The organism is Treponema sp. Marseille-Q4130, assembly GCF_014334325.1.
In the GTDB taxonomy this organism is placed as follows: Bacteria; Spirochaetota; Spirochaetia; order Treponematales; family Treponemataceae; genus Treponema_D.
In genome coordinates this window covers 156,223-170,439 of record NZ_JACSET010000001.1, presented here as the reverse complement: position 1 = coordinate 170,439, position 14,217 = coordinate 156,223, and the positions used below count along the sequence as shown (strand labels likewise).

At 51.0% G+C, this 14,217-nt stretch carries 12 protein-coding genes; 9 read left to right on the top strand and 3 right to left on the bottom strand.

Translation table 11 applies throughout. The features are described 5' to 3' along the window. Positions 1-19 precede the first annotated feature (19 nt). The 9 genes from H9I36_RS00695 (at position 20) to amrB (ending at position 10,693) form a co-directional block, all read left to right on the top strand. Positions 20-1,174 (top strand): iron-containing alcohol dehydrogenase, encoded by a 1,155-nt coding sequence (locus H9I36_RS00695; protein ID WP_187383470.1) that lies wholly within the window; start codon positions 20-22, stop codon positions 1,172-1,174. A gap of 232 nt (positions 1,175-1,406) precedes the next feature. Next, complete coding sequence (gene hisG, locus H9I36_RS00690; RefSeq protein WP_187383469.1) at positions 1,407-2,261, top strand: ATP phosphoribosyltransferase; 855 nt, start codon at positions 1,407-1,409, stop codon at positions 2,259-2,261. 30 nt (positions 2,262-2,291) lie between these two features. After that, positions 2,292-2,915 (top strand): imidazoleglycerol-phosphate dehydratase, encoded by a 624-nt coding sequence (locus H9I36_RS00685; RefSeq protein ID WP_187383468.1) that lies wholly within the window; start codon positions 2,292-2,294, stop codon positions 2,913-2,915. Positions 2,916-2,923: 8 nt separating this feature from the next. Next, positions 2,924-3,631, top strand: a complete 708-nt coding sequence (locus H9I36_RS00680) for an SGNH/GDSL hydrolase family protein (protein WP_187383467.1) — start codon at positions 2,924-2,926, stop codon at positions 3,629-3,631. A gap of 158 nt (positions 3,632-3,789) precedes the next feature. Then, a complete protein-coding gene (locus tag H9I36_RS00675) occupies positions 3,790-4,476 on the top strand; it encodes a hypothetical protein (protein WP_187383466.1) in 687 nt (228 codons plus the stop codon). Next, complete coding sequence (locus H9I36_RS00670) at positions 4,466-5,074, top strand: hypothetical protein (RefSeq protein ID WP_187383465.1); 609 nt, start codon at positions 4,466-4,468, stop codon at positions 5,072-5,074. The genes H9I36_RS00675 and H9I36_RS00670 overlap by 11 nt, the downstream gene beginning before the upstream one ends. A gap of 72 nt (positions 5,075-5,146) precedes the next feature. Beyond that, entirely contained in the window at positions 5,147-6,901 is a 1,755-nt protein-coding gene (locus tag H9I36_RS00665; protein ID WP_187383464.1) for a S1C family serine protease, read from the top strand. Between the two features lie 208 nt (positions 6,902-7,109). Further along, complete coding sequence (locus tag H9I36_RS00660) at positions 7,110-9,833, top strand: DUF3160 domain-containing protein (protein ID WP_187383463.1); 2,724 nt, start codon at positions 7,110-7,112, stop codon at positions 9,831-9,833. Between the two features lie 74 nt (positions 9,834-9,907). Beyond that, the gene (gene amrB / locus H9I36_RS00655) at positions 9,908-10,693 is read left to right on the top strand and encodes an AmmeMemoRadiSam system protein B (protein ID WP_187383462.1); all 786 of its coding nucleotides are present in this window, start codon (positions 9,908-9,910) and stop codon (positions 10,691-10,693) included. A 99-nt stretch (positions 10,694-10,792) separates the two neighbouring features. Here amrB and H9I36_RS00650 read toward each other — a convergent pair whose 3' ends face one another. From H9I36_RS00650 to H9I36_RS00640, 3 genes are all read right to left on the bottom strand, one after another. Beyond that, the gene (locus tag H9I36_RS00650) at positions 10,793-12,049 is read right to left on the bottom strand and encodes a M48 family metallopeptidase (protein ID WP_255422613.1); all 1,257 of its coding nucleotides are present in this window, start codon (positions 12,047-12,049) and stop codon (positions 10,793-10,795) included. A gap of 175 nt (positions 12,050-12,224) precedes the next feature. Then, positions 12,225-13,724 carry a dihydroorotase gene (locus H9I36_RS00645; protein WP_187383461.1) on the bottom strand — a complete coding sequence of 500 codons (1,500 nt, stop codon included), beginning with the start codon at positions 13,722-13,724 and terminating at the stop codon, positions 12,225-12,227. Further along, positions 13,721-14,173: an aspartate carbamoyltransferase regulatory subunit gene (locus tag H9I36_RS00640; protein ID WP_255422611.1), complete on the bottom strand. Its 453-nt coding sequence runs from the start codon at positions 14,171-14,173 to the stop codon at positions 13,721-13,723. Before H9I36_RS00640 ends, H9I36_RS00645 begins: the two co-directional genes overlap by 4 nt. Between the last annotated feature and the right edge of the window lie 44 nt (positions 14,174-14,217).

Sequence of the window (14,217 nt, the reverse complement as noted above, 5' to 3'; positions counted from 1 at the left end):
ATACAAACCAGGAGGTAATATGAAGTACGCAACGTTCAGTATCCCCAACAGGATCGTCCACGGTGCAGGTGCATTGGAGTTCCTTTCCACGCTGGAAGGGAAAAAAGCGGTCATAGTCACCGGCGGAAGTTCGATGAAAAAATTCGGATTCATCGACGAAGCCAAAGGCTATTTGGAAAAAGCGGGAATGCAGGTGCAAGTCATAGACGGCGTCGAACCCGATCCGTCCGTTAAAACCTGTAAAGACGGCGGGGCGAAGATGGCCGAATTCAAACCCGACTGGATCATCGCATTGGGCGGCGGCTCTTCGATGGACGCAGCCAAAATCATGTGGGTGTATTACGAATATCCCGGCTATAATTTCGACGATTTGGTCGCATTCAAATTTCCGAAGCTGCGGACAAAAGCGAAACTGATCGGCATTCCGTCCACGTCCGGTACGGCCTCCGAAATCACGGCGTTTTCCGTTATCACCGACAGAGAAAAAAATATCAAATATCCTTTGGTCAGTCCCGATATCATCCCCGACATCGCCATCGTCGACGATAGAATTCCGGCAAAGATGCCGCCGCTCGTTACGGCGCAAACCGGTATGGACGTCATGACGCATGCGATCGAAGCGTATGTTTCGACCGCCCATGACGATTACACCGATCCCTATGCGCTCGAAGCGATCCGGCTCGTATTCGAATATCTCGAACGGGCAGTCGCAAACGGCGGCGATATGGAAGCGCGCGGAAAGATGCATACGGCATCTACCGTTGCGGGTATCGCGTTCAGCAACTGTTCGCTCGGCATCGTGCATTCTATGGCGCATAAAATCGGCGGAGAATTTCATTTGACACACGGAGAGGCGAACGCCATCATGCTTCCGTACATCATCGACTACAACAGAAAGGAAACCGACCGCTACAGCAAATTGGAAGGCGCTTTGGGTATAGATGATATCGCAAAAGCGGTGACGGCTTTAAATAGAAAGGTCGGCATTACGCGCACGATTCAAGAAGGCAAAAACACCGTCATCCCCGAAGATGCATTCCTCAAAGTATTGGATCTGATGAGCGAGCGGGCATTCAACGATGCGTGTACGCTTACCAATCCGAGAAAAACATCGCCTGCCGATATTAAAAAGATTTACCTCGCTGCATACTACGGCAAAGACATCGACTTCTAAAAGCAGCCGCGCGCTTTGTGCAGCAGCGTGATTCTAACCGCAACGGAAGTATAAGGCTTTCGCTGCGGTTTTTTTTCGCATGGGATTGTCCCCGACTTTTGAAACAGCTCCGTCTCTCCGTTTTGACAGACAATCGACGAATGATGCAGCGCGATAAACCTGCACGCGCGAATGAACAACGCGCGAACGAACGATTGATTTATCCGAGCCTTTGGGCTATAGTTTAAAATCTATGGAAAAATTAAAACTGCTTCTTCCGAAAGGAAGGATCTACGAAAACGTCGTCGGCCTCTTAAGCGGCGCGGGCATCAAAGTCGATTTGCCCGAGCGTGCATACCGCCCCATCGTCAATCAAAGCGATTTGGAAGCGAAAGTGATGAAACCGCAGAACATCGGCAAACTGCTCGAACTGGGTTCTCACGATGCGGGCTTTACCGGCCGCGACTGGATCGAAGAGACGAAAGCCGATGTCGAAGAAATCATGGACTTGGGCTTCGACAAAGTGCGCATCGTCGCGGCAGTGCCGAACGTGCTCGACGATCACACGCTTCAAACGAAGCGCGTCGTCGTCGCAACCGAATACGAACAGATCGCGCGCAAGTGGCTCGAAAGCAAAAAAATCGACAGTATCATCGTGCGGACATACGGCGCAACCGAAGTGTTCCCGCCGGACGATGCCGACATGATCATCGACAATACTGCGACGGGGCGCACGCTGCAGGAAAACGGACTCCGCATCGTCGACACGATTTTGAAAAGCTCGACGTGTTTTTTCGCATCGAAGACGGCGCTCGCAGACCCGCAAAAAAAGCAAAAGATCGACGAACTGAAAATGCTCTTCGAAGCGGTGCTCAATGCGCGGAACAAAGTGATGCTCGAAATGAATTGTCCGAAAGACATCTTCGATACGCTCATCAAAGAGATTCCAGCGATGAAAAGTCCGACCGTTTCTCCGCTGTACGGGGATGACGGCTACGCGGTCAAAATTGCGGTCGATAAATCCGAAGTGCCGCTCCTTTTACCGAAACTGAAAAAACTCGGTGCGGTCGATATCCTCGAATACGAGCTTCGGAAAGTGCTGGCATAAATTAATAATTAACAAATCACGGAGCGTGCTATGGCAGGACGAATCGCATCGATAGAACGGAACACGGGCGAAACGCGGATAGCGCTCACCCTCAACCTCGACGGGAGCGGAAAATACACGGTAGAAAATCCGATAGGATTTTTCGATCATATGCTGCGCTCTTTTTGCAAACACGGCCTCTTCGATTTGAGCGGCACGCTTTCAGGCGATTTGAACGTCGATCAGCATCACCTCATCGAAGATACGGGCATCGTGCTCGGAAGCTGCTTTGCAAAAGCGCTCGGCGACTGCGCCGGTATCTCGCGTTCGGGATTTTTTATCTATCCGATGGACGAAACGCTTTCGCGTGCCGCAGTCGATTTCGGAGGACGTTCCTACCTCGTCTTCGACGGAAAAATTTCGGGCATACCCCTCGTGTCGCTCGGCGATGACGGAAAAGAAGCGAGCTTTCAAACGGACTGCGTTGAAGATTTTTGGCAGGGCTTTGTCGGAGGCGCAAAATGCAATCTGCATTTGGACACGATTCGCGGCAGAAGCGATCACCACAAAATCGAAGCGATGTTTAAAGCAGCCGCCCGCGCGATACGGAGCGCCGTCGAACTCGACGTTCGAAGGTGCGGGGAAATCCCTTCGACCAAGGGCATCATCGTCTGAGGCGCAGTATGGAAAACGGAATACACACGATAGCGGTCTGGGGAGATTCGATATTAAAAGGGGCGGTCACCGGTTACAGCGAAAGCCGCTTTGACATCCTTGAAGAAGAAAACAGTCTCGTCCTCGCTCAAAAAAAGCTCGGCTTTACGCTCATCAATAAAAGCGTATTCGGCAACATCATCAATAAAGCGCTTCGCACGCTCAAGCGCGACATGGAAAAAGGTTTAAGCTGCGACCTCGGTATCGTCGAAAGCGGCGGCAACGACTGCGATTACGATTGGACGCCGATAAGCAAAAACCCCGATGCTCCGCACAAACCTCGAAATCCGCTGCCTGACTTTTTGCGTATGCTCGACGAAGCGGTCGAAACGCTCCGCGCGTACAAGATCACCCCGCTTTTGATGACGATGCCGCCGCTCGTTCTCGACCGCTGGTATAAAACGATCACCTCGGGTCAAAACAAAAAAAACATCGACGCCTTTCTCTCCGGCGATGTGTTCGAATTGTACCGTGCTCACGAACTCTATTCGCTTTCGATCGAAAAATACGCCCTCAGTCACGGTGTCCAGTACATCGATATGCGTATGGTCATGCTCGAAGCGAAAGATTATCGTTCGCTCATGTGCGAAGACGGGATTCATCCGAACGCTTCGGGCTACGCATACATGGCGGACGTGTGGATCCGGGAACTGCCGCGCCTGCACAAAGAATTTTAAACGGCAGACCGATGTGCGGTGCAAAGATGCGGTATCGTTCATCGATATGTTAACGTGTTCTTCGTTGACAGCTTCGCAACGCAGTGCTAAGATATGATCGATGCCGGTTGACGCTTTTCCGATACAACCGGTGCTTTCCAAATGTTATCGGAGGTCACATGAAAAAATCACTCGCCGGTATTTTTGCCGCCCTGTGCTGTATTTTTATTACGGCGGGCTGCGCGACGACAAAGCTCGCCGAAACCGGGAACGACACTGCCGGAGAATTGTATCAATCCACGTCTCCCGTAAAAAAACGGGAAATTATCAAAATGCTGAGCGAAACCTATACGCCGGAAAATTCCGTCCTCGTCTACGGCAGTTACAATACGTACCACGTCGGCGTCCTCACCAACGCACCGCCGTCGACAATATCGTATCTGCAGGTAGACAGAAGGAAACCCGCTCAGCACCTCGAATATATCGGCGGGAAATATTTTTTCTTTAAGCCCGTCGTGCCGGGCGGACAATACAAAGCGTATTATTTCCGGGCATATCAAAAGTACAACACCGTTACTGTCGGCGACGACGGAATTCAATCCGATCCCTCCGTCCACGATTTTACCGCGCCGCAAAAGCCGGGTTTATACTTTATCGGCGATTTTGAAAACGTTATATCGCAGAGCGAAATCAAAGTATATCTGCGCACGTATAAAGAGGATCCCGGTTTACTGCCCGAAAAATACGCGATGGATTTAATCGATTGTGAAAAAAATGCCGTCAATTACGCTCTCAAGTTTTATGCGGATACGGCATGGGAGCCCCTGCTGCGGGCGCGTTTGGAGGAGTTGAATCATGCACGGTAAAAAAATATTGTTGTATTGCATTGCGTGTTGGTTTTGCATTGCGCTGTATGCCGGAAGTCCGAAGAGTGAGGATTGGCAGGCGGCGAAAAAGGGTGAAGTCGCGTTTATCTGCCGCGTCGTATTTGCCGAACCTCTGGATACAGAATTCTATGCGACGGGTTTCGATTCGCAGAGAAAAAAAGACGTTCCGATAAAATATAATTTTATTATCTATCCCGGAACGGATCCTACGAAGTCAAAAGCCGTCGAAACATTATTTTCCGTCTATGACAAAACGTTTACATTCGGCGACTTTTCCGAACTCATACTCGATAAAAGCCTTTTTAAAAAAGGGTATACTTTGCATTCGTTCAGCGTGCTTTTATTCGAAAACGAAAAAGCGCGCCTCTCGCTGCCGGCACGATTTAAAATCCGGTTTCCCGATGAAGCGCAATACGTATACCTCGGTACGTTCGTGTACACGCTTGAAGGATTTTATCTGCGGCCGGCAAAACCGGTTCTGCTCGACGAATTCGAAGCGGCGAATAAAGCGCTTAACGAAAAACTCGGAAAAAACGTACAGCTCTATCGTGCGGCATTGACAAGCGCTGAAGAGTGACTGCAAAGCCGTACGGGGAAACCGTACGGCGGAACATTGCACAATTATTTTCCCGTCGCTATAATATAAAGCATGGCGATCACCAATTTTAACAAAAAACGCTTTTTCGGCGTTTTGGTCCTGTACTTTTTAGCGACAGCAGCTTTTACGGCGCCGCTGCGAAATTACGTTTGTATCGTGCGCAGCAATCTGCCTGAAAAAACGGTTTCCTTTTTGGAAGAATACCGCGACAAACTTTCAAACCGCGGATACGCTTCGTATGCAAAAGACATCGACGCATACCTCAAAGGGTCCTTCGGTTCGGGCTTCGTGTTCTATGCGTCGAACGGCAAGCCCTATGTCGTCACGAACCGGCACGTCGTCAAAGAAGCGGAAACGGTCGACGTCGAATTTGAAAACGAAGACGGTTCCAATTCCAATTACAAAGAACTCAAAATCATCGCCGCAGACGAAGATATCGATATCGCGCTCGTCGCCCTGCCCGACACGTATGCGCGGAAAGGTTTTACGCTGAGCGGCAGCACAGTGCGCGATGGAGAGGAAGTGTGGTCGGCGGGCTTTCCCGGATTGGGAGGAGAGCCGATGTGGCAGCTCGGCAAGGGCACGGTAACGAATGCGAGAGCGAAAATCAAAGAACTCCTCTCGCCCGATATTTCCACGCTCATTCAGCATTCGGCGCAAGTCGATGCGGGAAATTCGGGCGGCCCGCTTTTGACGGCGGATGCAAATACCGAAGCGGGATACACCGTCGTCGGAATCAACACGTGGAAAGCGACATACCGCGAATCGACGAATTTTTCGATCCCCGCGGCAGTCGTCAAATCCTTTGTTGAAAAAAGCATTGCCGGCGGAAAAAAGCAAAACATCGACGACCGCGTAAAACAATTTATCGCATCGACGGCGAACAAAGACGAAATGTTTTTTTCGCTCGGAAAATACATTTCGAACGAAATGGTCGCGAAAAGCGCCGGCGACGAATTTATAAAAGCGCTCGCTACGGCGCCGTCAAGCATCCGTACCGTCATCGTTAAAATATTTGCATACGATCCGATCGAAGGCTTGCGCTATGCACTCGCATACAAAGTGTGGAACGAATTTCAAGGTACGGACGGTGCACTCGTAACGGAAGCAAGCGCTGCGGAAGAATCGGCAAACGGCATGAAGGTTTCCTTTACGCCCGAAGGCAAAGAAGCGATTCCTTCGCTGTGGACGGAAGAGCAGGGAAACTGGAGGCTTTCGGAATTCGGGAATGCAAAAAATACGAAAACCGCAAAAAAGAGCACCAAAAAAAGAAATTCGTCCGGCAGCGTAAAGGGCTTTGAAATCGACGATCCCTACGTTATCAATATTTCGGGCGGCGTGATCATTCCGTTGGAAAAGAAATCGGCGGGTTTCAATCTGTCGGCTCTGTTTATGAATAAATTCTTCGGCGGCGGTCCCTTCATACAAAGCGAAAAAATCGACAATGTTGCCATCCTCGATAAGTACGGTGAGGAAAAATATCGGGAAACAAAATCGATGACGACCGTCGGCGGTGCGATCCGTTTTCAAGTGCCTCTTGCGTTTAATAAATTCATCGTAGCGCCCTTTGCGGAAGCGCGCCTCGGTCTTACAAACATAACGACACTCGCGGGCGATAATCGTTCCGACCGTCTCTACTTCGGTATCGGCGGCGGCGCATACGTTGCGTATTACGTAACCGACGGCTTCGCTCCGATGGTCGGCGTACAGTATATGCATTCGAATTATTCCGTAGTGTTCAAAGACCTCGGAGTACGGTCGAACGGCGTTCTCATATTCGCAGGCGTAAAATTGTTTGAAAGATAACAGAACATATAAATTAAAGAAATAAAATCCGTTATCACCGATAAAATCCTGCTCTCAATCGGGCGGGATTTTTTTTGCCCGTTCGCATATTGCCGATCTCCTGTTCCGGTGCGCGGAGGCGGTACACATATTGTTTATATCGTGTGTAGCATCGATAGTGCGCCATCCGTATATTGTTAAATCCCCGGTACGACGATATACTTATGTAATGCGTGCATACATATTTCTTTTTTTATCGATATTGTTTATAAGCTGCACAAAAGCGAAAGTCGATCCTGCGCGTCAGGAGACGAAAATGAGATCGACGAGCGAAGCGGAAACGACCGAAGAAATTCTACCGCTCCCCCGCTATAACAATACAAGCGCCGTATCATTCGAACGGCTCGATGCCGCCGACGGTACCTTTCATACCGACGCTCACGCAGCGTATGTAAACGACGCACTTACGTTCGTGCCTTTTCCCGATCAGGGGATGAAATATGCACGCACGGCTGTAGTCGGAAGCCGCGTATGCATGCTCTATCCCGAATCGGATTTCGATATCGATATATCGAACGGAGAAGCTTCGATCAAAAACGAAAACGATATGCACGGCACTCCTATTCCCTTTGCTTCTATCGTCAGGATATTCGGAGAAAAAATCATCAATGCCGATACGACGCAGCCGGATTACACGCGCCGCACATTTCCGTTTCAAGACAATTACAATTGGTTTTATCCCGTCGAGTGGCAGGGCAAAACGGGCTATGTATTCGGCGCCGACCTCTTCGGTCTCGACGATCCGCCCGAAAAAAACAGGATTTCCGCAGAGCTTTATCGAACGCATTCCGACTACGATGCGTTTTATCCCGTCGTTGGGTATACACCCCTCGGCGAGGATATCGCAGCGGCGCTCGAAGCGAACAGAATCGCCTTTCAAAAAACACCGCTTCGGAAATATTACCGCCCGGATGATATGATTTCATTTTACCGCGAAATCGGCAGGAAGGATTCGTTTATCCCGTATTTTATATCGACGGATTTGATTGCGCATTCGCAGCATCTCATATTCGACAGAATGCTGCAATACACGGAAGAGTTCACATTTATGCCGAAGCTGTTTTCGCTCACTCAAAACTGTATCGCTTCTCTTCAAGCGAATGCGGACGCCGATGCCGAAACGAAAAACAAAGCGATCATGTATTTTCAAGTCGCCGAAGCGCTTCTCCGTACGGCGCCCGAAAGAATCGAAAAAAACATAGGCTACGAAAAAACCGTAACATACGAAGAGCGCGATGAAAATAAAATTCTTTCCGAGTACCCGAAAGAAGTCGTCGAAGATTACAAGCGCATAAAAAAAGCGGAAACGGAAGCTGGCTTCGGTTCGGCGCTGCCGCTTTCCGTATTTCCGAGCGTACGGGAAGACTTTTCGCAGTATAAAGCGCGCGGACACTACACGAAAAACGGAGCGCTCGAAGCGTATTTTCGCGCGCAGATGTGGTACGGGCGCATTCACTTTTTGATTGCCCGTGAAAAGGTCGATTCGGGCGAGACTCTCGAAGCGGAAAAAGCCGCGCTTTTTATAATCGATACGGTGCGGAAAAATGCGGCGCTCTATGATCAATGGGCTTCGCTTTTCAATCCGATCACCGACCTCATCGGTCTTTCGGACGATTTGAGTTTTTACGACGTGCTTCCGCTGTGGAAAGAGGCGCGCACATCCGATTTCGCATCGTGGTCGTCCGACAGAAAAAATATTATTAATTTTATGAAGCTGTGCCGGGAAAAGCTTCGTCCCCCTGCGATCGGTTCCGAAAGCGCGTTTTACGGCAGATCAAACGATGGGGCAGAGCCGCCTGCGGGCTGGAGACTTTTCGGTCAGCGATTTACGCTCGACTCGGCAATTCATTACAGAGTTTCTTCTCCCCGCCTTCTGAAAATCGTCGGCGATACGATCTACGGCCGCACTATGGTAAGCGGTCTTGATATCATAAAAGCGTTCGGTTCCCGATCGGCGGATCTGCTTTTGGAAAACGAATATAAAGAGCATGAAGCGATCGGGTTCCGCGAAACGCTTGATGCGATCGAACGCGAAATCGATTCGTATGGCGACGACTATTGGAATAAAACCTATTATACGCAAGTGCTGCGTCAAATCAAAACGCTTGCACAATTTGAAAGCGGTGCGGGATTTTATTTTACCGAAACACCGCTGTGGAATTTAAAATCGCTTATAACGGCTCACGGTGCGTGGGCGGAACTTCGGCACGATACGATTTTATATACCAAACAGTGCTATGCGGAAAAAGGCGGCGGCGGCGATTTCGAACCGACGTTCAGGACCGAGCCGATCCCGCGCCCGACGCATTACATAGAACCGAATATCCCCTTTTGGATCGCATCGCTCAATTCGGTACAAAAGCTGCGCTCGGTGTACACGACTTACGATCTGCTCGACGCCGATGCGGAAATCGTGCTCAACGGTCTTTTGAAAATGTATCAAAAGATACTCGCGATATGCAAAAAAGAAGCGGTCGACAAGCTGATAAGCGACGAAGAAAATCGATGGATACCCGTAATCGCCGCCGAACTCGAAAAATACGTTTTGGTTCACAACGGTTTCGACGCTGCGTACACGAACAACGAAGACGCTTTTAAAATGGCATGCATCGCCGATGTATTTACGGATGCGGAGTCGGGAACGGTTCTCGAAACGGGCATCGCCTCTCCTTTGCGCATCTATGTCGCGCTCAACGACGGACAGGGCGGCAAGCGTATCGCAGTCGGCTATTGTTTCAGCTACGCGGAATTCGCCGTACCGATCAACAAACGTATGACCGATGAAGAATGGAAAAAAATCGTATATCGAAAAGACGGAAATATCGAAGCGTATTATCCGTTTTGGGAAAGAGGATGGATCATACCCGACGACGGCGTTTTCTCATATTATTAAGCCCACTCTTTGCCGCCGCATTATTAACAATATGTATGTGCGCTTTCCGCCTAACAAGCAAACAGGCGGATACGGTGCATTTCATACCGACATGGGCGGCAGAGCAGGATAGCGAACCGTATTCGATCGAACTTCCCTTCGAAGCGCTTCCGCCCTCCGATTCGTTTCCGTGGGCGGCGACTGTAAGCCACCACTTGCTCGCGCACGGGCAAATCGACGCTCTCTTTCGCGAGATCGCCGCAAGGCGGAAGGTGCGGACGTTTTTTATCGTAAGCCCCTCGCATTGGGGTCTTTCGACAAAGCAGTGGTCGCTTGACGACGTTTCATGGAACGCAGGAGGCGGGCGCACGACGATGACCGAACGAAAGACGGAAGCTGCCCTCGCAAAGGCGCTCGGCGTTTCATACGATGCGCAAGTGTTTCCGCTCGAACACGGCATCACGACGCTCATCCCCTATATCGCGCGCTATTTTCCGAACGCCCGCGTCGCAGCCGTCGCCGTTGGCGGAGAACCGCCCGTAAACCAAAGCGATGCCGAAAAATTGACAAGTGCACTCGCGCCTTACTTTACACGCCGAAACAGAAAACACAATTTTTTATTGATCTCGACCGACTTTTCTCATTTAAGCGATATAAAAGAGACCGCTCGCAAGGATGCATCTTCGCGCATCTTTTTCGATGCACCGTCGAAGAAGACGTGGATATACGCGGTGTGCGACAATCGACCCGGCATCTATGCGCTCGCACATCTCATCGACGAAGATACGAAATGCGCCCGTTTGTTTCACACGACATCGTACGAACTTTCGGGAAAAGGGGAAGACGATATTACAAGTTATTATTTTTCGCTGTTTTATTAAAAGGGTAAATGGCGAGCTTGGAAAGTATCAGCTGATAAAGCTGCGCTTACAGCGATACTTCGCCCGCTTATAAGCCCGCAAGCGCAGCGAAAACCGCCCCTACTCCAGCGCGCGAAGGCGTTCGAGCAGTGTCGGGTGCGAATAGGTAAACGCGCTGTAGATTTTCGCCGTCCGTACTTCGCCGTTATTTTCCCGATTCAATGCGATGAGCGCGGACGAAAGCGGTTTTCCGGAGCCGCATAATTTCTTTGCGTATGCGTCGGCTTCGTATTCGTCTTTTCGCGAAAAGAAATTGGAAACAAGCCGAACAAAGATGCCGTAGCCGCCGAAAACTTCCGACAACAAAAAGAGCGCGATGAATTTCATGTACGGAAGCGCCGCATCATACGAAAAGCCGAATCCGCTGTAGAGCGCTTCGCATGAAGTGAGCCGGGCGGCGGCAAAGAGGACGATGTACACGAGCGGGATCGTCACGGCAAAACGCTTTACGATGTGATGTTTTTTATAGTGGCCGAGTTCGTGCGCGAGGACGGCGCCGACTTCATCGACCGAAAGCTGTTCGACGAGCGTATCGTAAAGCACGACGCGCTTGGTTTTTCCGAAGCCCGTGAAATACGCATTCGAATGTTTGCTGCGTTTCGACGCATCCATGATAAAAACTCCGCTCGATTTGAATCCCGTGCGCTCCATAAAATCTGAAATGCGCGACTTGAGCGCACCCTCTCCGAGAGGAGTAAATTTATTAAAAAGTGGGGCGATGAGGCGCGGATAAATAAACGACATGAGAAGCGAAAACGCAACGTAAACACTTGCGAGCACGAAGGGCCATGCACTCACGTGTTCGAAGATCGCCGTCATCGCCGAAAGTAAAAGCACCGACACGATGAGGGCTAAGGCGATCGATTTGAGCTTATCCGCGATCCAAAGCCGAAGCGTCATCGAAGAAAAACCGAAACGCTTTTCGATGACGAACTCTTCATACCATTCGAACGGGAGCGATAAGACGGCGGACGGGATTGATACCGTAATCGCGAAGATGAGCGTCAGCGCATACGGATTATCGGATACGGACTTAAGAGCACGGAAAACGCAGGGATAAAAGCCCGAAAGCAGCAAAGCCGCGCCGAGCGCCGTCGATGCACCGTATTCGAAAACCCAAAGACGATAGCGCGCATCTTTATACGCACAGGTTTTTTCCGCATCACGCGACGTGATATACGGCGCGAGTTCCGGAGGTATGTCGCGTCCGTATTTTTTTCGAAACACGTATTGGAGTCTCTCAATAAAATTATTTAATAAAAACGAAAGAAAAGTTCCGACACAATAGAGGATGACAAAAAGGTTTGAAAATTGCATGGCACGAGTATAGCACGCAGCGTTTGCACGGAGCAAGCGCGTGAAATGAAGTCCGCGCTCGGCGTTTGCACAAGATGCGTCCCGTGCGCGGCATTCGCTTGGCACGTACGACGTTTGCGCGACATTTGCCCTGCACGATCGCGTTCACCCGACAGCGACGATGCGTGAGCATCCGTTACAGTACCCGCCTGCCTCCGACAAAGAGCTCTTTTACTTTGCCGACGAGTTCCCGTCCGTCGAACGGAGTCGCTTTCCCCTTACTGAAAAAAGTGTTCGCGTCCACCGTCCACTTTTCTTCTGGATCGACGAACACGATGTCGGCATCGAAACCGGGAGCAAGCACGCCTTTGTTGAGACCGAGAATGCGCGCGGGATTTGCCGACATGAGAGCCGACAATCTCTTCGCTCCGAGCTGACCGCCTGCAACGAGAACGGTATTGCACACCGCAAAGGCCGTTTCAAGCCCCGTAAAGCCGGGACTGCCCGCCGCTTTGTCTTCGAGCGTATGCGGCGCATGATCGGTTGCGATGACATCGACCGTACCGTCGCGGAGCCCTTCAAGGAGTACGACTCTGTCGTCTTCGCTCCTGAGCGGCGGATTTACGAGCGCGCGTATAAAGGGTTCGTCGGTACCGCAGAGAGCCAAGTGATGCGGAGTTACTTCGCAGGTAACGCGGAAACGTTTTTCTTCCCTCGCTTCGGGTACATAGCGCGTACCGTCAAGGACGGCTTCGTAGGCGGCGTCCGCTTCATCGGCAAGGTAGTCTTCTTCATCGTCCGAAAGCGATTCTTTTGCGCTGCGCACCGCATCGAGGGCGGCGGCCGTACTCACGTGTGCGATGTGTACGCGGCATCCCGCTTCGCGCGCGATCATGATATTGCGGATCGTCGCGCTGTTTTCCGCAAGCGCGAGCAGATCGTTCGCTTTTGTCAAAAGGCTCGCGATTTTGTCGAGCACTTCGTCGGGAACGTCATCGTCGTCGTCCGCTCCCCACGCGACAAGGTGATAAGCTTCCATCAGTTTGAGCGCTTCACGTCGATCTGTCTTTGCCGCGGCCGCAAGCGATGCGTCTTCACTGTGACAGCTTACGATGATGCCGCGCCGGGCAGCTCTCGTCATCGCGTCGAGCATGACGGAAGCGGATGCGACATCGTTTCCGTCTTCGGTGATAAGCGGCACGCGGGATGCGTCGAGGTCTTCGATGTGTCGGGTATCCGAGCCTCCGAAATCCTTCGTGATGCTCACCGACTGTATCACACCGGCAAGTCCGAGAGAAGCGGCTTCCCGATCGATTTCGAGCGCACTCATCTGCGATGAAACGACGGGCTTTGTGTTCGGCATCGCGACGACGGTACCGAAGCCTCCGGCACAAGCCGCGCGCAATCCGCTTGTCAAATCTTCTTTTTGGGTCTGCCCGGGATAGCGCAAGTGCACATGCATATCGATAAAAGCGGGCATGAGCGTGAGCCCCTGCGCGTCGACATATTCGACGAAGGGATGCTCATAGCCGTCTTCTGCAAGCACCGAAAGTGCGAGAGCTTCCGTCGTTTTTTTATTCGTAAAATAGCCGGTATAGACCGCGCGGATTTTATCGTCCACGACAAGCAGGGCACCGGGCGTGTCGATCGCTTCGTCGAGGAGGCGCGCATTGTAAAAAAGAAGAGCGCGAGTCACGACTTCGCCTCCACGGGATTTCCGCCTTCACCCGCCGTATACAGCGCATCGCAGAATTCGCAGCGGTACAATCTCTTCGTGCGGTCGACAAGCAAAAAGGTCGACGGAACGAAGTTTTCGCTCGCCGTGATACAGCGCGGATTTTTACAGCGGAATACGTTTTGCACGCGCGGCGGCAAGGCCATATTGATTTTCCGAACGACTTTTTCGTCTTTAATAATATTGACGCAGATGTCGGGATCGATAAAACCGAGTACCGAAAAATCGATGTCGATGATATTATCGATTTTGATCATATCTTTTTTGCCGCTCTTTTGCGACGGCACGTTCATGATGAGCGCCGACGTAAAAGAAGAAGCGTCGAGACCGAGCCGGCGGAAAATACGCCAGCCCGTACCCGCTCTGATGTGATCTATTACCAAACCGTTTTTAATTGCCGTTACGTTCATCAACGCCTCCGCTTGTATCGGGAACCAAAAAAACTGCAATGTAA

What these genes read in the sequence shown, in the direction of transcription:
- H9I36_RS00675 (WP_187383466.1), top strand. Translation starts at nt 3,790, where the DNA reads ATGAAAAAATCACTCGCCGGTATTTTTGCCGCCCTGTGCTGTATTTTT.
- H9I36_RS00650 (WP_255422613.1), bottom strand. Translation starts at nt 12,049, where the DNA reads ATGCAATTTTCAAACCTTTTTGTCATCCTCTATTGTGTCGGAACTTTT.
- H9I36_RS00685 (WP_187383468.1), top strand. Translation starts at nt 2,292, where the DNA reads ATGGCAGGACGAATCGCATCGATAGAACGGAACACGGGCGAAACGCGG.
- H9I36_RS00680 (WP_187383467.1), top strand. Translation starts at nt 2,924, where the DNA reads ATGGAAAACGGAATACACACGATAGCGGTCTGGGGAGATTCGATATTA.
- hisG (WP_187383469.1), top strand. Translation starts at nt 1,407, where the DNA reads ATGGAAAAATTAAAACTGCTTCTTCCGAAAGGAAGGATCTACGAAAAC.
- H9I36_RS00660 (WP_187383463.1), top strand. Translation starts at nt 7,110, where the DNA reads ATGCGTGCATACATATTTCTTTTTTTATCGATATTGTTTATAAGCTGC.
- H9I36_RS00670 (WP_187383465.1), top strand. Translation starts at nt 4,466, where the DNA reads ATGCACGGTAAAAAAATATTGTTGTATTGCATTGCGTGTTGGTTTTGC.
- H9I36_RS00640 (WP_255422611.1), bottom strand. Translation starts at nt 14,173, where the DNA reads ATGAACGTAACGGCAATTAAAAACGGTTTGGTAATAGATCACATCAGA.
- H9I36_RS00665 (WP_187383464.1), top strand. Translation starts at nt 5,147, where the DNA reads ATGGCGATCACCAATTTTAACAAAAAACGCTTTTTCGGCGTTTTGGTC.
- H9I36_RS00695 (WP_187383470.1), top strand. Translation starts at nt 20, where the DNA reads ATGAAGTACGCAACGTTCAGTATCCCCAACAGGATCGTCCACGGTGCA.